The organism is Paenibacillus sp. GM2FR (genome assembly GCF_002803325.1).
In the GTDB taxonomy this organism is placed as follows: domain Bacteria; phylum Bacillota; class Bacilli; order Paenibacillales; family Paenibacillaceae; genus Paenibacillus_AQ; species Paenibacillus_AQ lautus.
In genome coordinates, this window is the sequence record NZ_MKZM01000008.1 from 2,314,161 (window position 1) to 2,338,677 (window position 24,517).

Here is a 24,517-nt window from a genome sequence, read left to right on the forward strand (position 1 = left end):
TTCTAAAAAAGGGTTGCTTTTACTCATCTGCCCCGATGTTTACATCGGCCCCTTGCACTCTTGGCTTCCCGTCAATGTCCTGCGTCCCGATGATCGCGTTATCCGTCGAACCAGCATCTATCGCTGGGGACGAAGACTGAAGATGAAAGTCGCCTCCGGGAGCATTTACGAATTTAGGATCCATGAACAAAGAATGCGCATCGTTGCCGGATCCCGCTTTGTATGCGGAAAAGCCAGTATAGTCTTTGCTCTTCCATGTCCAAAATGCATCTGCACTACCACCTGGAGAAAAATATAGATTGTAATCCACGACGTTTCCTGAATTTTTTGTATATTCATTGTAGATCAGAACGCCCGTGGAACTAGCCACAAAGATATTGTTCTTGACCACGTTATTACGCGTATCATACTGGACATAGAGCTGGCCGCTACCCTCGCCTATCATATCGTTATTGTAAATGGTGTTGTTCACTACCTTGCAATTCACCGTTGACCCCCGCTCGTCGTCGTATCCGCCCATGGCGATGCCCGTCAACCGGTTATTGTGCACCATGTTACTTCGGATCGTAATATGACTGGTGGATTTACCCGCATGCTCCGAGGCAATTTCAATGCCGATGTCATTATTGTAGCTGTAGTTCTGTTCAATGATGCTGTCTTTGCCGCCATCAACATAAATACCACCGGCTGCATTACTGTTATTCGGAAGTCTTTTCCCATAAGAAGGATTGTGGTTGGAAGAAATATTGTATATCCGATTACCTTTCACCAAGCCATGACGTGCCTGGTCGTAAGCTTCTTCCGGAGCAGTCCCCTCGAAACCGATAATATCCACCCCGATGTTGTCGTTATCGTGAATGAGATTGTCCGTCACCGCAAAGGTATCTACATTACCATTCAGTACCAGTGTTTCACTGGAACCCAGGACAAGATTGTACAGCTCATTACCGTGAATCGTAATGTCGTGAAGCGATTCCGGAGCTTTGGTGCCGTATACGGCGATACCATGAGCATCTCTTCCAAGCAAATCACTGCCGGCTGGCGTGGCCGTACTCTGGATATCATGGATCTTGTTGTTGCTCAGATTAATAAAGCCGCCTGAACCTTGAACATAGATCCCAACTGGCACCGCGTTTCTGGAAGAAGTGGCATAGTTGCGAATCTCCAAGCTTTGAATGGTAATGTAACTAACATCGGTTATCTCAATAAGCCCTTCAATCCCGTTGACTGAAAGTCCTGTACCATCCATGATGGGTTTCTCCGAACCATAGCTCGTGAAAGTAATGGGACCTTGTGATGCTGTACCGGAGCGTGTTATCTTGAGCTTCTGATTGTATACGCCGTCCCGAACGTAAATCATGCTGCCCGGATCAGCTTTGTCAGCCGCATGCTGCAGCGTCTTCCATGGCGCACGGATCGTCCCCGGATTGGAATCACTCCCGTCGGTGGCCACATAATATTCAGCACCGGCTGCCGATACGACGGAAGATTGCACATTTCCAGAATCTACACCAAATACAATCATGCTCAATCCCACCAGCAAAGCCTTTACTAATTTCAACACCGTTTCTCATCTCCTATCTGTACATATTTATATTACAGTGAGGTCATCATTGAAGTCACGACGAATTTGGAATTGACTTTTCTCTATTAATAAAGGCACCTCTTGCTCGATATCCAGACATGCATATTGTCATCCCTTTGAGATCTCTTTTCTATTCATGAAGACAGTTATCATTCTGTTCCTTCAATTAGAGCCGGTGTGCTGCTTCAAGATATATTTCGGCAATATTCCTGATTCAAATTTTTCTTGTGTACATGCTTTGATCCTGCAATCGAACCAGTACTTTACCATAACGACCACTCTGCCGGATGATTACTTTACCGGACGGGTACGCTTGCTCTAAATAGTCTGCAATTAACTTCCGATTCTGATCATCTGCAGGAAGACCGTGACTGCGAAGCCAGTTCATCATTTCCTGTAACGCCGCTTCTCTTGAGACTTCCGTCGTTTTCGTTTCCCGTGTTATAAGGGACTCATAGGAATAGCCTTTGAGATACAGCAAATGAAGCAAATATCCGAATTCCATGTGTTTCGATTTGAAGGGCTGACCGGTGATAAGCGGCCAGATTTCATTTACCAAACTGAGCTCCGTGGAACCTGCCGGCATACTGATATAACAATAATCCCTTGCGCATTGTAGTACCTTCTCGACGCTATCCCAATCTAGAATGACGGGACACATTGAGACAAAGACAAGATCGAAGGCATTGCTCCAGTCTCTGGCCGCCACGTCAATATCTTCAAAAGGTTCAGGCACAATCTTCACCTGGTCATCGGCGAATGTTCCGATGTTTTCCTTCAGCAGTTCGATCAACGGTGGAGAGGATTCTACGGCCGTTACGCGGGCCCCCCGCTCTGCAAACGGCACCGAAAATACGCCCGAAGCGGCGCCAATATCCAGCACAGAGGCGTTGTCGAATCGAACCCCTTGTCCTTCAAGCCAATTCATGATTCGTGTGGTCCGTTTTCTTCCCTCTTCATTAAACGATTGCTCGTTGAAAGTCTTCGCCTTATGATCAAAGGCGCGGGTCGGTTTGATTCCGGCCTTTTTCATCTTGTCCACAACGCTATCGCCATGTTCTTTCCAAGCCTTTTCCCAAATCGCTTCATTAAAAAAATCGTTCATAACCTTCATCTCGCTTTCCGCTATAGTTTCTGGTTGCGGGCGAGAAGCCCGCCGAGCCGCCATAATCGCCAGTATTGGTGATTTAAAAGACTTTAATGGATCTATATTATCCATAATTAAAGCATGTTTTCTCTCCTTCCTTCTTAAGATCGCTCTTATTTATGGATATATGATATCCATATTAAATGATTCAGCCCTCGTTTGCAATGATTTCCGCCTCCATTTATTTAGTACCTCACTCCCACACGATCACAAACCATTTAACTCCAATCCATCTTTCGCATCTTCGTAATCTAGTAGGCGTCCCTGATCATGCCATTGACCGTACATTTTATTCTCTCTATTGTTTGTTATGAATTTCATCCAAAGCATAAAAATAAAAAAAGAAATATGACTATTAAATGTCATATTTCTCCGCGAACGACACGAAAACCTTGATCGGGGCCAAAGCCATTGGGATCGAACTTGCCTCGGAAGGATATCTCGTTGTTGCTAACGTCGCCGATCCAACCGCCGCCCTTTACTACTCGGAAAGAACCGCTTTGACTATCTATGTCGCCATGCCAGTCCCAGCACCACTCTCTTACGTTGCCAGACATATCGTAAATTCCCAACTCGTTGGGTTTCTGGGTACCGATCGATTTTGTTTTATTATGATTGCTCTCTATGATAGGCCAGTTCCAATCCCCAGATAGGTATTTGTCCCCGGCGTTTTTCCAATACCATGCAACCTCGTCGGCATTATTACTTCCGCTGTAGATGTAACCCTTGCTGTTCTGACCTCCGCCTGCAGCATATTCCCATTCCGCTTCTGTAGGCAATCGGTAACCGTTAGCTCCCTCATTGATCGTAACGGTCCATTTGATCTGATCGTTATCATTTCTATTCTTCGGATCTTTTTTGCCCTTGTCTATGTTGTAATACGGTTTTAAGCCCTCTTGAATGCTTCTTTGATTACAGTACTCCACAACGTCATACCAACTCACCATTTCCACCGGCAAATGGTCGCCTTTGAATGCAGAGGGATTCCTGCCCATGACTTCCACCCACTCTTTTTGAGTGACCTCATATTTGCCGATGTAGAAGTTTGATACGGTTGCATTTATTTCAGCGTAGTTAGACTGATTGTTCTTAAAGGTCCCGCCTTCCACAAATACAAAATCATCTTTCTTCTCAGGCTTATCTTGCGAACAAGCGCCGATCACCACCATTGTTGCTATTAAAAAGAACATGCATAGCTTCCTCATTGGTATATCTCCTTTAAGCTGATAGGGAAAATGATAGGCCATAACGGCATTTAACCCGCCTCCCCTTTACGTCGAAGGCCGTTCGTCTGGCGAATAACGGCCCGCAACGTATCCGGACTAACGCGGAGAACAGAGGGGAACGGTCCATCCGACTGTTTCCCTGTCAAGGCTTGCTGATTCCAACTCGCTGGATTCGTTTAAACCATTTCAGTCGCTCGAACCGGGCTTATCGTGAAAGACGTTCCCCACCGTGCCCCTTGGTTGAGTTTACTGATGGCGATTGGTTACCACACTGTTACGTTAGAGCTTCCGCTACTTTGATAACCCTCTGTAGCTAACACCTGATATGACCAGCTGCTTCCCAGATTCATTCCCTTGCTAGCCCATGCGTTCACGTGGTTGCTGAACGTAATGGAGGAGTTTACCCCGGTCGCTCTTTTCGATTGTCGAACACTCCAGTACTGGGCAAACGTTTGAGTTCCGTCAATGGAAGGCGCGTTGTATCGCATGGTCGTATAGATATCATATGTGCCCCCATCACTTGTCACCGTCCCTTTATATGTTCCTGTAGGCCGATAAGTACCCCAGCTATCCACGACGTAATATTCAATGAGTGCGTTTCTCGTCCATCCGTAGAGAGTCAAATACCCATTGCCGGAAGGCGCCCAGACGCCGGCATTGTAGTTAATTGTTCGGTTAGGCGATCCGGTATTCCAGCCTTTGCCGACGACGAAATTCCCGGTATTTTGCCATGTCACGCTGTAATTACCGCCGGAGCCGTTTACAGCATTAACCGTTCCGCCGCCATCGGTCCAATTTTGCCAATAGTCGGTTGCTGCACTTGAAGTTGTTGCAAACAAACCAAAACTCATGGTAGCTGCAAGAATAACCGTCATCATTTTCCTACTGAACTTAAACATAATCTACCTCCTCATATTGTTGAATTATTTTTTCCTTTTACCTCCTTTCTAAGTAAATTATAGGATGGTAGCGATTACATAACACTTAGCAAATTAAACATGATATCTAGATTATTTTACAATTTTAGGAACTAATAACCGAACATGGAATAGGACGAAAATGATTAGCCAAGATGAACAGATTATTACAATAAAGAAGACTGCCGGGAATTTCGCCGACAGTCTTTCTCTTCAACATAGTTATCTCTTTATCCTTTTCACTGGACCACCCGGGAAAGTATCGTCTTTTCAATGGATTATCACGGTCTTTTCCATCCACGGCTCATAGCTGCCAGCGAAGCTTTCTCCCGGCTTTGGTACCCTTCACTCCACTTGACCGGATTGCGGCGTCTGACCTCCGAACCCCTTTGGTTTCCTTCTAATGCCCATAATGATGAAGGTGACATAGATTATGATCGCAATCGAGTCGATTAGCGTATCCGTGAGTGCCGATACGTCTTGTAATGCTGTTATGCCAATAATAACCATCAACCGGATGATTAGAAGAGACACGATGGTCCATGCGGCATACCGGATCTTCGATCGCTCGCTTTGGAATGACATGAAAATGAACACGATGCCGAAGACCAGATTTTCCGCCGTGATGATATGCCAGACATACATGAATACTATTCGGTTGTCCAACGTGATCGCACTCACATCAAGCGTCGGCAGTACAGCGGTTTGCCCGTTCCATGCGTGCGTAAAGGCAAACAGTATCGCCAGAATGCCAGCGATCAGAAAATAAAAATTCCTAACCTTGATGCCCATGACATCCCTCCTCGGATATTCCTGGTTCCTTCTTGCGAATAGACCGGTAAAGCTCACGAACGATTTCTGCCAGCCGTTGGTCGCTTTCTTGATTAAAGTCCCTTAGCGTTTCGGCTGCTACGTCGAGCAATTGACTGACCTTTTCCAGATGGGCCATTTTCCTACGCGTTTCTGCATTCTTGGCATCGAGGAACGAAGCAACCTCACGGCAATAAGCAGGGTCTACATTCTCCATTCTGTGGAATCCAAACGTTCCCTTGATTTCGTCAAGAGTGAAGTCTGCATACTGCATGATTTGAATATTCATCAAATCGATGAGATCGTTCTTCGAATACCTGCGGTACCGATTGTCTTCACGGGACGGCGATACGATTCCAATCCGGTCATAATACCGAAGCGTATCCTTTGGAATCCCAAGTAACTGCGAAACCTCTTGTATAGAATAAAGTTTTTCCATGAATTCAAAGTAACATTGGAGTAAGCTCCAATGTCAAGATGTTTTTCTATATTTATCTTTCGACACATTTCATTTGTCAGCCCATTTCGACTGAAACGGATCCTCGCTCATCCATTCACTTGCTCTTCTGAAAAATAAAATCCTTCTAAGTGACTCTAATGTTATATAGAGAAGAGAGTCCGATCTATCTCGATCGGACTCTCTTCTTTGTTCAGCAGTTTAAACCATTGCGTCCCTTTATTGGCGAGCGCTTGATAGCTTCAATCAAGCTCGAGGCCATGTTGCTGTCTTTTTTTGCGCCTGTATCTCACATTTCGGATAGGATGTGCTTTTTCCCCCACTCGCTCATCGTATCTAGAAATTCAATCATGGTTCGTCCCTTCGGTGTCAGCGTATATTCGACTCTAGGCCGAGGCTCCGGATACGATTTTCTATCGATGATTCCATCTCGCTCAAGCTCTCGAAGCTGCTCAGTCAATATTTTCTTCGAAATGGCTGGTAAATGCCGTTGCAATTCGCTATACCGAACGGGTATTGAGCTTTTAAACAAATATCTATAGATTGGAATTTTCCATCTCCCGCTTAACATGGAAATTACGATTTCAACCGGACATTCATTTCGTTGTACAGGCATTCGTTTCCCCCTCCATTTTTATCCATAGTGTATCATGGTTCTTTAAGCTAAAGCTTGGATACAAAAAAGTGCCTAATTGTTATCGATATTTAAAAGAGAATACAATCACACTTAAAAAGGAGTTGATATCCATGCGAATTGGAGTCCTCGGAGCGGGAAATGTAGGTCAATCATTAGGAAAAGGACTTGCGAAATCAGGTCATCAAATTCTCATCAGTAGTCGAACACCTCATAGCGAGAAACGCAATCTTTGGAAACACGAGGTAGGTGATGCGGGGGATATTGCATCATTTGCTGAAGCAGCTCAATTTGGCGAGGTTATTATTGCGGCTCTCCCTTGGTCCAGTATGATAGAAGTGATTGAAACCATCGATCCTGTGTATCTAAAAAGCAAAACGGTTATTGATGTAAGCAATGCCGTCCATTTTGACAATGGCCCGCGCTTGCTCCTTACAAATACTTCAGCAGGAGAAGTCATCCAATCCATTTTACCAGAGAGTCATGTTGTTAAGACACTGAATACAGTTAGCGATAAAGTCATGAGTCATCCCCAATATAAAGAAGGTTCACCGATCATGTTCGTATCCGGAAACCATGCACCTTCCAAAGATCAGGTCAAGGTACTTCTTCACGATCTCGGCTGGTCAACGATCGTTGATTTAGGTGATATTCGGCAAAGCTCTCTACAAGAATCCATTATGCTTGCATGCGTGATTAGTGAAATTCAATTGCAATCGCCAGGATCATCCTTTGCCTTATTAAGACAATGAGTATTACCCTTCATTGATTATGTATGCTCAAATTAATTGGCGAACGGCCAAGAAGCTTAGAGATATTTTGTGGGCAAGTAGAAAGTAAATCACAATATCTAATGATTTCTACAAGAAAGAAGACTGCCGGTATTTTACACCGACAGTCTTTCGCTTCCAAGTAGTATACGCTTCATTCTATTCGCTGGACAATTCCTTGAGCGATTTGATTTTACCATGGGGATGCTGTTCTTGCTTTCGTGACTTCCAGGCAGCTTCTTTCCTTCTCTTCTGGTGAGCCATGACAGAAATCCTCCTTTGGAAAATGAAATGTATACCACTTTCTTATATTGTCATTCCTCGGCTCTGTTCATTCATGAAATTCATCCTCGTGGACGCAGACCAAAGCGCTTCTAGTGATGATGAATGCTGGTCAGCTTGGAGTAACGTCCGATCCAGTCCCCTGCTATATTTTAATGTACTTTTGAGGCTGATCCACAAGCGACTTACAAGAATAGAAATATAGTACGTTTCCCGTTACTATTATAATGGAATATGGCAACCCAAGGTTGTCAGATGAGTGGGTGTATTCCCGGCTCGATTGAAAGGAGTTATCCATGAATAACAAGCTGATACGCGTTTTGAAAAAGCTGTACCACCACTCGAATAATAACTATGACCCGGAACGCGAGGTTTCCATCTATAAGACGGATACACTTGCTCCGGCCGAGCAGGAGCTGCTCCACGCCAGCGGGTGGGTCCCAAACGATCTGCAGTACATCCGTCATGACGAGATCATCCACAAGCTGATCGAGCTCCAGACAAACCCCATCCTTTCCTGGAGCAGCGTTGGCAGCGCCTTTGTCGCCGGGGTTGGCGGGAGTTACCCGCGAGCCATATCCTCGCTGGCCAGTTACCATTCCATGATACACGCTCGAGCGCATGCGTATGAGGTATCTGAGCGAGTTCTTGCCTGCAGGGTGTGCGCATTCAGCCATCGTGACGAAGGCTGGGACAACCTGTCCTACATCCGTTATGCGATGCATCTGGGGAATAATTACAGCGGATCAAGCTTCGGCACGTATGTAGACATGACCGAGTTCGTCAATCTGCTGGAGGTAGACGCTATTCAACCAACGGAAGAAGACAAGCAGGCCTTCAGCCACCTGCTGCATAGTCTGGACCGGGCGGAAGCGGGCGAAACACCAGGAAAATATGAGAAACGGCTCACGTCCGAGAAAATCATCAAAGGGCATAGCGGCATACGCCGTGGTATGCTCCAGGCGTTAGCTATGGTCGGCGTGATCCCCAACCGCGTCCTGGAGCTTGCCCCCGATCGCTGGACGAACATGGAGTCGATCATCAACGCCGAGTTCAGTCTGGACAACACCAAGGGCCGTTCCGACATGGAGATGCCTTGGGCTGGCTGGCAAGGCAGTCTAGGCGTGGATTGGAATAAGGCTCGAACAATCTTCGGCGAGTGGGTTTAAGTAACTGCTTTTTGCGATCTACACACCTAAAATAAAGGCAGCCCATCATACTGCCCCGGCTGCCTTCAACTTATTCTTCAGTTATGGTTTCCATTAGCTTAGTTTGCTTAACAAGGGATTATATCTGTTCCTTTTCCTTCGTCCATTCTTTGTATTCTGGTAAAGTATATTCGTCAGTTTTTACGACGGTCCAATGATTGTTCTTACGTTCTAAGAAGACCTTTACTAAATATTCTCCTCCGGACTCATCAAAATCATCTCTCAAATAAATCATACTTGCATGGATAAGAACTTCCACTTCATTATCGTTTATCGTTTTCACTTTCATTCGTTCATAACCTTCAATATTATAATTAGCATCCAACAAATGAACATGTTGATTTAAGGATTCAACCTCATTCTTCTCAACATTGACTCCTTGTTTGTGGTCCATATTCTCTTTTAGATCTGGGTAATGATCCCACAGAATATGAATATCCTTGTTAAGCACGGCTTGTGTTCTATAATACATGTACTCTCTGACTGGCGTTATGTATTTCACCCAATCCGAAGGTTCCGGCTCCACAAAACCATCTAGACCTGAATCAGTAGTGAGGTTTTCTGTTTGCGTTGTATTTTGCTGACACCCGATTAAAGATACGAATAGTACAATCAATATACCTCTTAAAAGAATCATCATATTCGCCCCCTTCATTATATGACGAGCTGTTAGTATAATCCCTTGAGTATTTGTCTTGCATAAGAATTCCAGTCTGCTTCATCTGTGTTGATCTCCAAAGTGGGAATTAGTGATTGTTTCGCACACATGCGAAGTTGATCCTGGTCCTCTAAGAACTTATGACATGCCTCCGTTACCGTGGAGTGATTTTCCATCACATATGATTTCCACGCGTTGCTACGACTTTCAATAAACCTTGGCTCCACTGCATCTTCAGACAGAGTTAAAAGCACACATTGTGCATTCAGTCTAAATAATCGTTTTTCTAATACCTCAATGTTCGAAGAATTTGAAAATGCCGCTCGATGATTTAAATGGAATCTCTCCAAAAGATAAAATATACCGTTTGAGGGTTTCGTATGGCCAAGTGAATCAATCCAACTGTATTGAAGCTCAAGATAATCAACATGACGAATTAATAGTTGAATATGTTCATCTTTATCCATTGATCTCAAGACGCCTTGGTATGAATGCAAAACTTGTGAATAGTGTTCACTTATTGCAATTATCGATTTTTCAACATTGGACGCTTGACTGTGTATTTCCTTGATTGCAGAAAACAATGATGTTTTTCCAGCAGTTGACAACCCTTCGATTATGACTCCCCGAATCAAGTATCCAGCTCCTCTTCAATTGTTCTCGACAACCATTCTACCACATATTAGGAATCGTGATCCTGGCCTGCTTAGCAAACTAAACGGCCTGCCAGCTTTGTTTCTCATCAGACCTCCATCCTATCCGCTATGAATCGCAAAAAAAATCGCCAAAATGGCGACTTTTTTTAGATCCCTGCTTTATGATGATCCTTACGTGTTCTCTTCATCTTGGTATTCTAAAATATCTCCAGGTTGGCATTCCAGCGCTTTGCAAATGGCTTCTAAAGTTGAAAGCCTAATGGCCTTGGCCTTTCCATTTTTCAATATAGAAAGGTTCGCCATGGTTATTCCAACCCTCTCCGAAAGTTCGGTTACGCTCATTTTTCGTTTAGCCAGCATGACATCAATATTGATTATAATCGCCATCGTTATCACCTCAGACCGTCAAATCGTTTTCAGATTTTATATCAATTGCCTCTTTTAGAAGCTTTTGAAGAACAGCAGCAAAAACGGCAATCACCATGGACGCAAAGATCAGGGCCATTCCGATGAGTATAATACCTGGGGCATCGTCTTTCTCCGCGATCAGGTAGAAGAGCGGCATGCCTACCACAAACAAGCTGCTGATTATGACTGCACAGTTTTTTATATTCTTTAGAACGCGTACAGATAATTCCGAGAAAGCTTTGTTCTTATCAATATAGCCTAGAAGCTTATAAGCTTGATACAAAGCAAAGTAAAAAGGTATCGCCGTTGCATACAAATCGATGAAAACGAGATATTTCAAATAAGTATGATCTGGATACAATTCTGCCATAAAATTCGCTATCTCTGGTACCACAAATACGCACAAAGCAAGAACTGGAATCCCAATCAGAATAACAGCAATCCTTAAAAAGAGTGTGGATCCTCGTTTCATAAAAAAGCACCTCACTTGATATTTATGAATTTGATTTTATCAACTAATTTATCGTTTTGCAATAAATATTTGATGTTTTTTATTATACTTATATTGTTATAAAGATGTCCCAATGATTTTTGACAATAATAAAAAGCATTCCTTATGACAAAGAAATGCTTTACTTTTATTTTATGACTCGGCAAGTTGAAGACCATCCCCAAGGCAAAGGAATGGCCTTCATTTGAATCTGCTTTTTTTACGAGCAATCGCTATTCCTTTGATATATTGATTTTGCGGGCAACAGGAGTAGTTTTTTCCTCCTCCATCGTGTCGATGACACTTTCGATCACGGATCGCGAAGCAAGCAGCCATTCCTTAACCGCGTTTTTTACATGCTTCTTGGCTTGATGCCGCTCCAAGTTTTCCAATAAAAACTCCAATCGAGGCATTCTTTCCATCACTCGTTCCCTCCTAAGCACTCGCTTTCATTGATCCTTTGCACTCATTTCCAATTCCCGCTTGCCAAAACGAATGATAAGCCGGTCCTCCGCATACCTCGCGCCTACAACTTGGCGTCCCATCAACGTTCTTGGTAAAATGACCTTGCGTTTGTAAGCACCGGCATCTACCGTCAATTCATCGCCCGTCTGCATTAGATTTAGATCTTCCTTATCGATAAAGGGAATCATCAGCTCTAACAACATCTCTCCCTCCTCTTCCCGAATTGTCTCCGTTATGCCATGGTAAAGTATTGCAGAAGGATCCCGATCCACATAGATGATATCCGCTAATTCTTTAAGAATGGGGAGTCCGATAACTTCCTTTTGCATCATAGGTGCTTTCAGAATCGGAAGCGGCTGGAAGTTCAATACGATTTCTTCCTCGTATTTCTTTTGAATATCCCGCCAATGTGCGAAAAATCCTTCTCCCGCCTCATCCGGCAGCACCCGATTAACGATCACCGCATCCGTATTGAACCCGAACAAATTCAAATATGTAAAGGAGCGCTTCGCTTCGGCAAGAACCATCTTTTCGGGATTCAGCACGATTCTAACCGACGTGATCTCCGGATCCAGAACGAGCCGCTGCATATCCTCCAAACCGCGTGCCAAACGCTCGATACTGTCCAGCACGTCATCTGAAGGGAGCTCTATATCCTTTACAATTTTGGCTACCGGCCGCACAAGCTTGATCAATTTGCGTTCGGTCGGGAATATTTTCTCGAGCCACCAATTCAATACGTTCGGGTAGCTTAGCAGACGAAGCGTCTCTCCGGTCGGGGCGCAATCCACCACCATTACGTCATATTGTCCGCTTTCCGCGTATTCCTTGATTTTCAGTAAACTGAAGAGCTCCTCCATGCCTGGAAACACAAGCATTTCTTCTGTCGTGACATCTTTCAGCTGCGCTTTGTCGAGTAATTTGGTGAGCCAGACTTGGACGGTTCCCCAATTGCGCTCCGTCTCGCGGATGGCGTTCACTTCCTGTCCCCACAAGTTGTCGCTGATTTGGACGGGATCCGGCCCGATCGGTACCGCCAGCGAATCCGCTAAACTATGTGCCGCATCTGTGCTCAGAATAAGAGTTCTTTTTCCTTGTTCTGCCATTTTCACTGCCGTTGCCGCCGCAATACTCGTCTTGCCGACGCCGCCTTTACCTGTGTAGATAATGATCCTCATGTCCACCCGCTCCTTTTAGTACGATTTCGTAGTAATTCGCCGGAAAAAATCCGGTTTAAAACCGGTTATTCCTCAATCTGAATCTTTATGGGAAGGCGCTTTACTTCTTGAGGTGTAACAGGTCCCCCATCCTGGAAAACCCTGGCTGCCTTGAACAGGAGTGTTGTGAATTGCTCCAGTTCTTCCGGCGTAAATGCCGCCTCCAATCTGCCCAGCATCGCCATCATGATTTGCTCCCATTCTTTCGCCAGCTGCAGACCTTCCTGCGTCAGCGTGACGAGCTTAACCCGTTGGTCTTGTGCAGACGTAGCTCGTGCGATCAAGCCTTTACGTTCAAGCCGCTTAGCAATGCTTGTCATTGAACTTAGTGGTGCCCCCATCTCGGCGGCCAACTCAGACATGGTCAAATCCCCTCGGAGGAGCAATATGAGCAGTGTTGACATATCTGAACGAGTCACTTTTTGTTCAAGTTGAAGCGTATCGGTCATAAAAGCAAACGGACGCAGACCGGTCTTGAGGAAAAGGTCATATAGGTGTTTTATACCGGTCACTCCCTATCGTACGATTTCGTAATAATACTTCTGCGACCATTTTAATACGATTTCGTATTAATTTCAATAACCTATAGGATTTTTTTCTTGAACCAAGTAATAGCTTGGCATCGACACCTTTTGCATCACGTGATTAAGCATTCAGACAGGCAGGCAAAATTCCTCATTGACACGCTTTCGTATCGGATGGTAAATTGAACCCAGTAAATTACTACGAAATCGTACTAATGGGATGCTGGAGGTGTATGAATATGGACTTGAATAGTATTCTATTGACAGCGGCCGGTGCCATCGGCGGCGTCACGGCGGTGATTCACGGTATATTGATGAAACGGCTTATTATCAGGCCAATCGAGGCGAATTTTGCAGCGAATGGGCGGATCTCTGGACCGCTGCAAAAGCTTGTGGCACTGCTATTACAATTTAGCACTTTCAACTGGTTGCTGAGCGGACTCGCCTTAATCGCCGCAGCCATCTGGATTGAACAGGACGCAAGGCTCGTGATTAGCCTGCTTGCCGGTAGTTCTTTTTTGTATGGTGCGATCATTTCTCATTGGGCCATTCGCCGCCCTCATCCTGGCGGGATCTTGATGAGCGCTGCGTGCATTCTCATCGTTTTGGGACTAACGGTAGGTTAGACTCGGATTACTTTCAAGTTCCCTCCAATCGCATCAATCATGAAAAAGTTCCAATATTCTTTCCACCACATAAAAATACACCCTAAAATGCATGGGTGTATTTTTTATGATTTTGCCGTTCATTATTCTATTAAATTTTATCGATGCCTTTAGTTATTTAAAATAGGTATTTCTCCAAGGAGATTCTTCAGGTTGATGGAGTCCCACGGCAAATGCTCTGTTATACCTAACCCAACGACATCTGTCACTTCAGATAATTCCTTAATCAAACTCAGTAGTTGAGGCATTTGCATGGTTCCCTTAGGAGATAAATGAAAGGGTTCTTCAGGGTTGGCGAATAATAAAGAACGGAATGCATTTGGATCAAGCACGTCTAGATCAAGGTGAATAGCCAGGTGCTTAATGCCGCTTTGTTTGATCCATTTTTTTATAGATTCAGTGCTGCTCGCTAACTCTTTCGTTCCAGCCGTTCGAATACCAAGTCTTTGAATCATTTCCGTGTCTGGTTCTGTAGGTGCAACACCTAGTCTTTGAAACGCTTCTGAGATCACTGCAACTTCTTCTTCTGTAGGAGCCGCTAATCCTGCAATAAAGACGTTTTCAGGTTTTAGCGGGGTTTTCACATGTTTTGCGAACTCCTCATCTCCTTCACCCAAAAGATTCCCGAGAGGCAATGCGTGTCCGTTATCATACCCGACATAATTGACCAAATCAGAGTGAGCATCGATCCATATTAAACCTAACTCCCCGCCGTACCGTTCGTTTAAATAGGCAAACGGAGCTTGTTCAACCAGACAATCACCACCAAACATAACAATGCGATCCGGCTTATGAGCCTCAATAAGATGATGAGCAGCCTCTAGCTGTTCAAGCAGCTGCTTTCTTCCATTCATGCCGTTCTTGTTTTCAAGCGGAGTTCCATCATAAGCTTGAACGGGTACGTGGATAAGGGGTTGATCACTTTCGGGAGCTAGCCAAGCAAGCAGCTCGGCTCCAAAAGAGTAGTTCGGGTTGTTTCCTCCTTGCCATTGTGGCATTAGCAGTCGTATTGTTTTTGTAGTCATTTGTTTCTCTCCTTTACATCAAAGTAAGCTTAGTATAGACTGAGCACAAATAAAAAAGTAGTACGCACAATTATGATAGGTACTACCCGAAAGGATAGTGTAAAGTATGAGTATGGCTGAATATAAAGGTAAAGTTAAGAATGTTCAAGATACACCTTTTGGTTATACCATTTCGATTATTGGGGGTAAGTGGAAGATGGTTATTATGTACCTCTTGGCAGAAAACCAACCGGTTCGATTTAATGATCTGAAGAGACAAATTGGAGCGATTACTTACAAAACATTGAGCGCACAACTCAAAGAATTGGAAGCGGATGGTCTGGTGACACGGAAAGAGTATCCTCAAGTTCCCCCCAAAGTCGAGTACAGTCTTACAGATAAAGCGGAAACGCTATTACCCGTTTTGGAACAGTTATGTGAGTGGGGAGCAAAAAACCAACCTCATTAATTCCATTTCTGCGATTGCAAAAAAGCCGCATAACATGCGGCTTTCAAAGGTTGATCCATTGAAGCAGTGAATCAAAGTCTTAAAACGGTTATTTGCTCGTTTTCGATAATTTCGCCGTTGTCACGGAAGCCGTAGCTTTCATAAAGCTTTTTGGCGGCCGCGTTCTCAGCCTTATAAGGAATCCAGCAGAATTGTGCGGGCCCTGCCGGAAAGGTGCGGATAAATTCCAGGATTTTTTTCATGGCTTCCCGACCATAACCTCTGTTCTGGTATTGCTTGTCAATCATCAGCCGCAGAATGCAATAGCTGTCGTCTGCGATTGTCGGGAGATCGTATCCGGTGATTCTATAAGTAATCATAACAAAACCGACTGGCTGTTCATCCGCGTATATGGCAAATGGGAATGGATGTCCCTCATTGGTTGCAAGGACATAACACGAAGCCACGCTCGACAAATTGGACGCTACGAAGCGCCGTTGATCTTCTGAGACCTCCAGATTAAATATGGCACGTCGGTTTTCTAACGTGATTTTCCTGAGAGTAATCATGCAAGGTTTCTCCCTTCAGTATCTTGGGTTGATCGTTTTTGCGCCGCGGTCGCTTATATAACATACAATTTATCCAAAAAAAGTAATAGACTTATATTGAATTTTTTTATAGACTATTATGTATCTATGGCTTTTTTAGGTCAATATGAATTAACCGGCACATCTTGTGCCGGTTTTATTTTTTTGCTCATATAAGCTGCGTTTTAGCATTCCTGTTGATGGGGATTCATGGCGAAGACGAAACTACTGACGGGGATCATATAGAAGCAGAGGCTGAAGAAACAAGTGAACCCCCTTAGAGTAGACATTGTTGGAAACCCATATGGGAAACCAATGATTCTTAGGGGGATTTTATGAGCAAGAAGCTATACGACCCACGCCGTGTGGACCGTGATTCCGCTATTTGTAAGCAAAGGTGCTAAACATATGGTTAAGCGGACACAGGTTCCGCTAAGGCCGGCAAATCACACTAAAAACGGGGAAAATCCGAGAATAACGGATTCTGTGTCCGCGAAACCTTGAATTTGGTACAATTGTTGGGAAATAGCGGATCTCCTGTCCGCATACATCAGATGCACACCACATACAGCAGCGCACACCAACACATTAGTGCTCACCACTTGCGTCTTCATTTTCAACGGGTTCTTCTAATGCAATATTTTGGCATGTAACGGAGAAGTCGTCATGAACGGTGACGTATTTTAGGCGATGGCCTAAATGCAGAATAGCAGGATGAGGGGCAATTGTATCAATGATGACGATACCAATGTTCTTCCCGGATTCCGTAAAATCCGGAGCGTCTGAAAAGCCTAGTCGTGCCCACGTAGGTTCAGGTGATTTTCTCATGGATTCGCACTCCTTATAAAACAACCCCGAAGATAATATATCTTCAGGGTTGTAGTCCTATAATAGTATGTTGTATGTCGCTGGTACGATTAATCGCTATCTGTTCTTTTGGCCGGGTCCTCTTCATAAGTAAATGGATAGCTTTGACTTCCTAGCAGCATTCTACGTCCTTGGAACTCATCATACAGATGGATTCGAACCGCCCCTCCACTTACGATTTTGCTGAAGTTGCTATTCAAGTTAATGGAGTATGATTTATTGTTGCCAATGGTCAAATCCGTACCGAGTGTTAGTACCTTCTCTGTGGACTGGCCGGTCGGGTCAATCAGCTCCATGATGAGCTTATGGTCATAAGATCCTGTCTCGTAATCCCCATTCCTCGAGAGATTATAGTGAATAACGGTGTTGAGCATATCTTTCCCTGCGCTAAGCGTACCTTCTCCTCTCGTAATGGTGAGATGGTACGGAAACAACTCCACATTTTGCAGATTCGTTGCCGGTTGGGTAACTCTAGGGCTAAGTGCAAGACCTACGGTATTGATAGATCCCGTTGATTCTTCCCCTACATCTGTCATCTTTCCGTTTGCTACACCTTCCCCGACATACAATACAAGCTGCGAAGGATTTACATGCTGCGGAAGCTTGCTCCAAACGGTCACCAGATTCTTCCCATTCGGACTTGTCTTATCGGAAGATTGACTGATCTTTGCCTCAAAAACCTCGTTTTCCGGTGTTTTATAATAAGCTAAAAGCTGCGCCTGTTTGGATTGGCGTGTTTCCTGACTCGCCATCACCAATTCCGTATATATTACATTGGAACTGTTGTCTTGGTAGACGGTCGTCAAACGTTCTCGGACTTCCGCTTTCTTGCCTGCCGTATGGATAAGATAAGACTCGCCGGCAGCGACCTGTTTCATGACATTGTTGAGCGAAGAAGTATTCAGCGACAGAAATTTGTGAACGTCCTCTCCTGAAGTTTCCTGCAGATCGACTCTGAATTGATTGAATGAATAGGAATACGGCACATGGGCAAGTACAAACAGCTCCATGGTTTCATTCGGTTCCAGGGTTGTTTGATCATTCGGTACCACAATTTGGGCCGTACCGCTGAGATCGCGCATTCCTGCCTTAACTGCAGCTTTGAACTCGGGCAGCGCTACGGTCGACGATGAGGTATTACGAATGCTGATTTTAGCTGCAATTTGATCCACTTCTCCCTGCGGCACGCGCTGATATGAGCTCAGTTTGACGCCGAATGTTCCATGAGCATTCTCTATGATGTTTTCTACACCCAGATGACTTTTACCTTCCTGAGCATAAGGAATTTTATAGTGGGCAGTCGGGAAGCTGATTTTCCCCTCCACAGCAGGCTCTGTCAATTGCAGTTGCAATTTATTCTGTTTCATATGCAATGGCACTTCTGCACTGAGATCGATGAGTTTCTCCTCCAGCGGCTTCAACGCAACATGGTCAAACGCCTTGGCATTCACCGGGATGCTGTACCCTTCATCCGTGAGGATGGAAAGCTCATAAGCCGGAAGCTTCAGTGATTTTTCACCGAGATTTTTCACGCGGAATTGAAGATTCCATTTGCCGGTATCGTTCTCTGCATATACGGAAGCATGTTTCAGCTGCGTCTCCATCGATTGATGGTTCACCGATATTTTTTTGATGGCATAATCCGCCGCTGGTACATCGGCGGTAATTGCAGGAAGTTTGAAGGTTTTAACCGGGAGCGTCATGTTCAATGCTTCGTCTTCCCGGGTGAATTGCATCGTCATCTGATCTGTTTTCAGTTGGGACGGAACCTCAGCCAGATAATAAATCGTTCGTTTCTGTCCTGGCTGGATCCTGAAGCTGCCCCCTGTATCATCCTCTGGCATCAGATCGAATACGGAGCCGCCGGCCGACTTCAGTTGTACTTTATATCCGGGATCGCTCAGCACCTTCTTGCCTCCGTTTGCAAAATGAACCCCCACTCTCATATACACTTTTCCATTATGCTTCATTCGCTTCACACTTTCCGCCTTGACCGTCACAGGCTGCTGTTTCATCCGCAGCTCTGCGCTTTTGCCCTTTGCCACGGCGATATCCGTCGCTGCCGCCGGAAGCTTGAACGATTGCACCGGAAGATTTATCTTCAATGCTTCGTCTTCCTGCGCCAGCTGCAGTATCATACCCATACCATTCGTCTTTATCGTGGGAGGGATCTCCGCCCAATAGTAGATGACGCTGCTCTCCTGTGGCTGTAGCTTGTAGCCGGTGCTGGCTGAATCGGAGATGAGTTCGAATACCGAGCCGCCGGGAGATTTCAGATATGCTTTATATCCGGGGTCGCTTAACACTTTTGTTCCCCCATTCGAGAGTCTGAGCCCCAATTGCATATATACTTTTCCATGGATCGTATATCTCTGCAAGGTATCCGCCTTGGCCGTAACCGGAAGATGATTCATCGTGATCTTCTGGCTCTTGCCTACCGGAACTACCGATGTGTACTCGGCCGGAATTGTGATTTGCCCCAGTTTTTTCTGATAATTCGCGCTGTCAAAGTCCCATCCGAACATGGAAACCTCGATCCCGTTCACCTTATTCGATGTTCCAATGTTTGCATAGTACGTCACGGATAGACTGCTCTTCGCTGGCACCGTTCGTTTCACAGCATCACTCGTAACTTGCTTACCTTTTGTCGTGCCGCTTGGCGTGGAAACTTTGGAAAAATAATCGATAAGATCTACTCTGCTGCCACTGTTGTTACTATAACGAAGCGTATATACGAGAATATTCCCGCCTGGCTGAGTGAAAATATCCATCCCCGTCAGCTTTACACTGACGTTTGGCTTCAAAGTGACCGAGTCCAGTTTATCCAATGTCAGGCTGGACGCGGCTGCAGCAGATATGGAAACAGAGTAGTCTGCTGCGGATGCCCCGTACACGCCATGGGCAAGCCCATGACTCAACATTGCGACGCTGAGCACGATGACCGCGCATGTCTTTTTTGACCTGTGCATACATGTACCTCCCTGTATAAAAAGAAAATCAAAAAGTCTATTCTCCGCCGTTCCTCTTCTGTGAAATCGGAAGCAGCACACGAATGTGAGCTGCTTCCTGGATGATCTATCTATTCGTTTAAATAGGTGGTTACTCGGTTCTGGATCAGCTTCGCCACCTCTTCTGCTGTTTTCTGTCCGCTGAAGTACGCCAGAGACTCTTCACTGGCAATCGTTATCACCTTACTGTCCAGATTCACATATTGATCCGCGGATTGAACAATTTGTTTAAACACGGTGAATTGTTCGTCAGATACTTTGGCGGGCTGCCCATTCGGAAGCGTATAATCGCCACTTCCCACTTTGTCCTGAAGGTCATTGATCATCTTTTCATTCACGGATTTAAGCATCGAGAACCCTTCTCTTTCCTGCAGTAATTGCGCTTCTTCGGATAGTAAGAAGGTGATAAACTTCCAAGCTTCTTGTTTGGCTGGCGATTTGGCATGGATCGCGAACTCGGTAGAAGTAAAAACTCTCGCACCTTTTCGGCCTGCGATGTCTCCCGCTCGGGGTAACAGCATCAACTTTGGATGATCAAAAAGCATATAAGGGCCTTCGACAAAATCAAGCGGTGACCTAATCGGGGTGGAACTGAACAATTGATTGCCCGGCTTTGCTTCGTCGGATGTAATGATCTTGTCATCATTCATTTTCATGGCTTGCTGGAGCAAATTCACAAATGCCGGAGAGTCGAAGGTTGCCTTTTTGGCTGAAGGATCAACAAATGCTGCATAGTTCTCATAAAGCATCTCCTGAAAGAGGTATTCCGGCGGGTAGGACGCTAATGCATAAATCTCATCCGTACCGTTCTCCTTCGCCTTCTGGATCACTTCTTTCGAAACCTTCTCGAACTCCTTCCAATCCCATGTCGTATCATCGAACGTAGCATTGGCGTTACCCAGCATGTCCCCATTACCAACCAATACTCTCAAGGAGTATCCCAACGGGATGGTATACACCCCGTCATTCAGCTTCAGACCGTCCACAATATTCATTTGTAAATCGTCTTTATGGAGCGTCTGGTCCTGCTCGATCACATCATTCATATTGAACAGAAAACCTTTGGTCACGTATTCTTTAAGGGGCAGGCTGTCAACTTGAAGGATATCCATCCCTTTTCCCGATAGCATGGCGGTATTCGTTGTTGTGCGATACTTCTCGAATTCCCCGGGTCCCCATTGTTCACCCATGCTTTTATATGCATGGATCTGCAAGTCGATATCCGGGTATTTCTCTTCGAACTTTTTCTCGAGCGTTTGATAGAATGGAGTCGACTCTCTCAATGACAGGGTAAGCACCGTTTTCCCCTCCTTCATTGCGGGCTTGTCCACGTTCCCGCCTTCTCCTGAGCCGCACGCGGTTAAACTCGCGATTAAAGCTCCCATAGAAATAATTAAAAGCCATTTTTTCATTGTATGATTTCCTCCTGATATGTTCTGATTACAACGCCTCACTATTCCAAGCGAACTCGGTTGCCATCCTGCAGAGGCTCGCTGCTTTTCAGAATGATCTTATCTTGTTCATAGATGCTATCCGTTTGGATCATCGTTTCTTTGTCATTTCGCTCGCTGTACGTTATGTTGACTTTTCGGGCAACAAAAACATTACCGAGTGCACCTGGCTGCTCTTCGACTACAAAAACATACATGCCTTCCCGGTCCTGATGAATAGCTTCATTAGAAACAAGCAGCCCTTGATCGAGAGAGCTTTTCTCGATGTTAATCCGAGCCTGCTCACCTCCCTTCAGCTTGGCATCGAGGAGTTTAATACGAATCATCTTTTGAGGGACGGTTATCGTCTCCGCTCCTTCGGATGCCCCTTCTATAAGGGGCTCCGCATGGGAGATTTCTTCAATGACGCCGTCCATGACAATGGCTTGCTGCACTTTATCTGTATGGACCTCAACCTCGATCCGCTCTCCAATAGATATCCCAATGCTGGACAAGCGCTTTGCATCCGCGCCAACCTCCAACCTGTATCCTTGGCTGCTGTTTGAAACAATGACATCCGGCTCACCCGCGGATGCCAGTCCTTCTACCGCATTCAGCTTCGTTACAATACCGTCGAACGGAGCGGTTAGCACCTGATCTTTTGACAGCCGTACTTTCATCTCGTTGATCTTGCGTTCCTGCGCGGCAATATCAAGTTTCCCTTTTTCAATTTCACGTTTTGCGCTGCGCAGCTTAAGCTCATCCTCTTCGATGGACGACTGAATAAACTGGTCCTGAAGATTTTGCTGCTCGATTCTTTGCTTTTCCAGATTCGTTACTTCAAGTTCGATTTCTTGTCTTGCCGAAGAGTTGTCATAGGTGATAAGCTTCTGTCCCTTCTTCACACGTTCTCCTTCTTTCACGAGAACCTGTTGAACCTCCCAGTCGGTTGAACTGGAGAGCTTGGCTTCAGCGATCGGCTGAAGCATTCCGCTTCCTTCGATCGATAGCGCAATGCCTCCGTTTTTCGGCTGTTCCGTGGTCACCTTGGGTAAGGTCAGCGACTGCAGCGTGTTACTGAACAATGTAAAGAGCAGCAGCAGCCCCATAAAACCCATGAACACGAATTGAAGGATTCGCTTTCGTCTTTGGTCAACTGCCCCTTTTCCTAGCTCCATATCCTTTCTTCTCCTCCTAAAAAGCGCCCTGAAAAGTTAGCCCTTAACTCCTGACAATTGGATGCCTTCAATGAAATATGACTCCGCGTACAGAAATAACATCACCATCGGGGCCATATAGAGCATGGATGCAGCAAAGGCAATCCCCCGCTCGCTATCCTTGATCCTGGATAAAAAGACGGACAGCGGCTGCTTGAACGGGTCGTCCAAAAAGACAAGCGGCTGTTCCACCATGTTCCAATAATCAACGAACAGCAAGATCACTAGTGCGGCCAACCCCGGCTTGATCATCGGAACGATCATCGTCATAAAGATCCGCAAGTGGCCGGCGCCGTCGATTTTGGCAGCTTCAATGTAGGCATAGGGAATGTCCAGCATGAACTGTCTGAGCATAAACACGCCAAAAGCAGCGAAAATGCCGGGAACGATGATGGCTCCCGTACTATTCAGCATGCCAAGCTTATCGACCATAATATAGTTGGGTACCAGCGTGACTTGGAATGGCATGAGCATCGTCATGACATATACCAAAAACATAGAATCCCGGCCGCGGAATTTCAGCTTGGAGAATGCATAAGCAGCCAGTGCTGCCACGAGAGTCTGACCCACAATGATCGGCACCACCATGAACACGGAGTTCCAAAACATCGTCAGATACTTCGGGTTGTCGATGAACACTTTCCCATACTGTGCAAAAGTCACCTTGTCCGGAATCAGCTTCAGGTTTGCAAAAGAGCCATCCCTACCTGGAATCACTTCATTCATTTGACCGATGAGACCATAATTGATCTGGATTTCCAGTTCCGTCATCAATGAATTTGTGAATGTAATCACAATTGGTGATATGAAGATCATGGCGATAACACCCATGACGAATGTTAATATACTTTTTTTCAATATGTTGACGACTCGCACAGACTTCGCTCCACCTCCTATTCCATGTACTGTCGATGCCTGCGCTCAATCGCAAACAGCACCAGGACGATCAGCAGAATACAGACAAACATCAAGGATGCCGCTGCGGTCAGCTTCTGAATGTCGAGTGAAATGAACATATTATTCATATAGTGCTGCATCATGTAAATGCTGTCATGGGGATAATCGCCTGCGATCAGATACGTTTCCCGGAACACTTTGAATGAGTTGATAATGGACATAATCACAACAAAAAACATCGTGGAAGTCAGATAGACCAGCGTAACACTTCGAAATTGCCGCAAACGACCAGCCCCTTCAATCCGGGCCGTTTCGTAATAATCCTTCGGAATTTGCTGTAGACCCGCCAGGAATAAAATAACGTTGTAACCCATGTTCTTCCATAGATACACCATGATCACAACCAAACGTGCCGATTCCGTCTTCATCCAGTCCACGCGTCCCATTCCAAAGCTGTTCAGCCAGGCGTTCAGAGAGCCGTTCCAATCAAATAACATCTGCCAGATCATGATAATGGAGGCGACGGGCACAACAAGCGGCATGACATAAGCTGTCCGAAGCCATTTTTGAAAATATGTATTTTTGTGGAGCAGCATTGCTAATCCGAGTGACAGCATGACCATAAGCGGAACACTGACCGCGCTGAAGTAAAACGTGTTGGATGCCGCCTTGCGGAAGGAGGTACTTCCAAGCAGCTCCAGGTAATTATCGAGTCCCACAAAATGACCGTCTATCGATTGGCTCATAAAGGAATAGTACAAGCCCATGACAAATGGAATAAGGTAAAAGAGTGCAAATCCGATACCGCTTGGCACGAGAAAGAACATGGCCGCCGAAGCATCCTTACGGAGCCATTTTTTCATGATTTTCTTGATCCATCCTTTCACGATTTAGTTTGTCCTTCATTTCTGTTCCATGTTATTCGCCCCGATGCATTCAG

Annotated in this window: 27 protein-coding genes; 4 read left to right on the forward strand and 23 right to left on the reverse strand. The window is 45.3% G+C overall.

The features are described 5' to 3' along the window. Positions 1–19 precede the first annotated feature (19 nt). The 7 genes from PAEVO_RS10425 to PAEVO_RS10455 form a co-directional block, all read right to left on the reverse strand. A complete protein-coding gene (locus PAEVO_RS10425) occupies positions 20–1,564 on the reverse strand; it encodes a right-handed parallel beta-helix repeat-containing protein (protein ID WP_207797467.1) in 1,545 nt (514 codons plus the stop codon). A gap of 235 nt (positions 1,565–1,799) precedes the next feature. Further along, on the reverse strand, positions 1,800–2,690 hold the full coding sequence (locus tag PAEVO_RS10430) for a class I SAM-dependent methyltransferase (protein WP_100539409.1): 891 nt from the start codon (positions 2,688–2,690) through the stop codon (positions 1,800–1,802). Positions 2,691–3,094: 404 nt separating this feature from the next. Beyond that, on the reverse strand, positions 3,095–3,937 hold the full coding sequence (locus PAEVO_RS10435; protein ID WP_100537472.1) for a formylglycine-generating enzyme family protein: 843 nt from the start codon (positions 3,935–3,937) through the stop codon (positions 3,095–3,097). A 284-nt stretch (positions 3,938–4,221) separates the two neighbouring features. Next, positions 4,222–4,857 carry a glycoside hydrolase family 11 protein gene (locus tag PAEVO_RS10440; protein WP_100537473.1) on the reverse strand — a complete coding sequence of 212 codons (636 nt, stop codon included), beginning with the start codon at positions 4,855–4,857 and terminating at the stop codon, positions 4,222–4,224. A gap of 363 nt (positions 4,858–5,220) precedes the next feature. Continuing rightward, the gene (locus PAEVO_RS10445; protein ID WP_207797468.1) at positions 5,221–5,667 is read right to left on the reverse strand and encodes a hypothetical protein; all 447 of its coding nucleotides are present in this window, start codon (positions 5,665–5,667) and stop codon (positions 5,221–5,223) included. Continuing rightward, the gene (locus PAEVO_RS10450) at positions 5,651–6,124 is read right to left on the reverse strand and encodes a MerR family transcriptional regulator (RefSeq protein ID WP_100537474.1); all 474 of its coding nucleotides are present in this window, start codon (positions 6,122–6,124) and stop codon (positions 5,651–5,653) included. The genes PAEVO_RS10445 and PAEVO_RS10450 overlap by 17 nt, the downstream gene beginning before the upstream one ends. Before the next feature lie 307 nt (positions 6,125–6,431). Further along, the gene (locus PAEVO_RS10455) at positions 6,432–6,758 is read right to left on the reverse strand and encodes a winged helix-turn-helix transcriptional regulator (protein ID WP_100537475.1); all 327 of its coding nucleotides are present in this window, start codon (positions 6,756–6,758) and stop codon (positions 6,432–6,434) included. Positions 6,759–6,889: 131 nt separating this feature from the next. Here PAEVO_RS10455 and PAEVO_RS10460 point away from each other — a divergent pair, with 131 nt between their 5' ends. Then, positions 6,890–7,528 carry an NADPH-dependent F420 reductase gene (locus PAEVO_RS10460; protein WP_100537476.1) on the forward strand — a complete coding sequence of 213 codons (639 nt, stop codon included), beginning with the start codon at positions 6,890–6,892 and terminating at the stop codon, positions 7,526–7,528. Between the two features lie 177 nt (positions 7,529–7,705). On the opposite strand, the gene PAEVO_RS34280 is transcribed toward PAEVO_RS10460, so the two are convergent. Then, positions 7,706–7,810, reverse strand: a complete 105-nt coding sequence (locus PAEVO_RS34280; protein ID WP_015735743.1) for a DUF6254 family protein — start codon at positions 7,808–7,810, stop codon at positions 7,706–7,708. A 314-nt stretch (positions 7,811–8,124) separates the two neighbouring features. On the opposite strand from PAEVO_RS34280, the gene PAEVO_RS10465 reads away from it, so the two are divergent. Further along, complete coding sequence (locus tag PAEVO_RS10465) at positions 8,125–8,997, forward strand: hypothetical protein (RefSeq protein ID WP_100537477.1); 873 nt, start codon at positions 8,125–8,127, stop codon at positions 8,995–8,997. A gap of 118 nt (positions 8,998–9,115) precedes the next feature. Here the strand turns inward: PAEVO_RS10465 and PAEVO_RS10470 are convergent, their stop codons facing one another. From PAEVO_RS10470 to PAEVO_RS10505, 7 genes are all read right to left on the reverse strand, one after another. Then, a complete protein-coding gene (locus tag PAEVO_RS10470) occupies positions 9,116–9,673 on the reverse strand; it encodes a hypothetical protein (RefSeq protein ID WP_100537478.1) in 558 nt (185 codons plus the stop codon). Between the two features lie 32 nt (positions 9,674–9,705). Further along, a complete protein-coding gene (locus tag PAEVO_RS10475; protein WP_100537479.1) occupies positions 9,706–10,329 on the reverse strand; it encodes a hypothetical protein in 624 nt (207 codons plus the stop codon). Between the two features lie 192 nt (positions 10,330–10,521). Continuing rightward, complete coding sequence (locus PAEVO_RS10480) at positions 10,522–10,737, reverse strand: helix-turn-helix domain-containing protein (RefSeq protein WP_100537480.1); 216 nt, start codon at positions 10,735–10,737, stop codon at positions 10,522–10,524. Positions 10,738–10,747: 10 nt separating this feature from the next. Then, positions 10,748–11,230 (reverse strand): DUF2975 domain-containing protein, encoded by a 483-nt coding sequence (locus PAEVO_RS10485; RefSeq protein WP_100537481.1) that lies wholly within the window; start codon positions 11,228–11,230, stop codon positions 10,748–10,750. A gap of 251 nt (positions 11,231–11,481) precedes the next feature. After that, entirely contained in the window at positions 11,482–11,670 is a 189-nt protein-coding gene (locus tag PAEVO_RS10495) for a hypothetical protein (RefSeq protein WP_100537483.1), read from the reverse strand. 27 nt (positions 11,671–11,697) lie between these two features. Next, a complete protein-coding gene (locus tag PAEVO_RS10500) occupies positions 11,698–12,891 on the reverse strand; it encodes an ArsA family ATPase (protein WP_100537484.1) in 1,194 nt (397 codons plus the stop codon). 65 nt (positions 12,892–12,956) lie between these two features. Next, entirely contained in the window at positions 12,957–13,379 is a 423-nt protein-coding gene (locus PAEVO_RS10505; RefSeq protein ID WP_326113741.1) for a MarR family winged helix-turn-helix transcriptional regulator, read from the reverse strand. A 314-nt stretch (positions 13,380–13,693) separates the two neighbouring features. Between PAEVO_RS10505 and PAEVO_RS10510 the strand changes: the two genes are divergently transcribed. Continuing rightward, on the forward strand, positions 13,694–14,080 hold the full coding sequence (locus PAEVO_RS10510) for a class I SAM-dependent rRNA methyltransferase (RefSeq protein ID WP_100537485.1): 387 nt from the start codon (positions 13,694–13,696) through the stop codon (positions 14,078–14,080). Positions 14,081–14,229: 149 nt separating this feature from the next. On the opposite strand, the gene PAEVO_RS10515 is transcribed toward PAEVO_RS10510, so the two are convergent. After that, the gene (locus PAEVO_RS10515) at positions 14,230–15,144 is read right to left on the reverse strand and encodes an arginase family protein (protein WP_100537486.1); all 915 of its coding nucleotides are present in this window, start codon (positions 15,142–15,144) and stop codon (positions 14,230–14,232) included. Positions 15,145–15,250: 106 nt separating this feature from the next. On the opposite strand from PAEVO_RS10515, the gene PAEVO_RS10520 reads away from it, so the two are divergent. Continuing rightward, entirely contained in the window at positions 15,251–15,592 is a 342-nt protein-coding gene (locus PAEVO_RS10520) for a winged helix-turn-helix transcriptional regulator (protein ID WP_100537487.1), read from the forward strand. Positions 15,593–15,663: 71 nt separating this feature from the next. Here PAEVO_RS10520 and PAEVO_RS10525 read toward each other — a convergent pair whose 3' ends face one another. The 7 genes from PAEVO_RS10525 to PAEVO_RS10555 form a co-directional block, all read right to left on the reverse strand. After that, a complete protein-coding gene (locus PAEVO_RS10525; RefSeq protein WP_100537488.1) occupies positions 15,664–16,140 on the reverse strand; it encodes a GNAT family N-acetyltransferase in 477 nt (158 codons plus the stop codon). Between the two features lie 606 nt (positions 16,141–16,746). Further along, positions 16,747–16,986 (reverse strand): hypothetical protein, encoded by a 240-nt coding sequence (locus tag PAEVO_RS10530; protein ID WP_100537489.1) that lies wholly within the window; start codon positions 16,984–16,986, stop codon positions 16,747–16,749. 89 nt (positions 16,987–17,075) lie between these two features. Then, a complete protein-coding gene (locus PAEVO_RS10535) occupies positions 17,076–19,994 on the reverse strand; it encodes a hypothetical protein (protein WP_100537490.1) in 2,919 nt (972 codons plus the stop codon). A gap of 110 nt (positions 19,995–20,104) precedes the next feature. Beyond that, a complete protein-coding gene (locus tag PAEVO_RS10540) occupies positions 20,105–21,445 on the reverse strand; it encodes an ABC transporter substrate-binding protein (protein ID WP_100537491.1) in 1,341 nt (446 codons plus the stop codon). A gap of 41 nt (positions 21,446–21,486) precedes the next feature. After that, complete coding sequence (locus PAEVO_RS10545; protein ID WP_100537492.1) at positions 21,487–22,641, reverse strand: efflux RND transporter periplasmic adaptor subunit; 1,155 nt, start codon at positions 22,639–22,641, stop codon at positions 21,487–21,489. A 36-nt stretch (positions 22,642–22,677) separates the two neighbouring features. Continuing rightward, on the reverse strand, positions 22,678–23,496 hold the full coding sequence (locus tag PAEVO_RS10550; protein WP_243390720.1) for a carbohydrate ABC transporter permease: 819 nt from the start codon (positions 23,494–23,496) through the stop codon (positions 22,678–22,680). 77 nt (positions 23,497–23,573) lie between these two features. Then, positions 23,574–24,440, reverse strand: coding sequence for a carbohydrate ABC transporter permease (locus PAEVO_RS10555; protein WP_100539412.1), 867 nt, complete (start codon positions 24,438–24,440; stop codon positions 23,574–23,576). Positions 24,441–24,517: the final 77 nt, after the last annotated feature.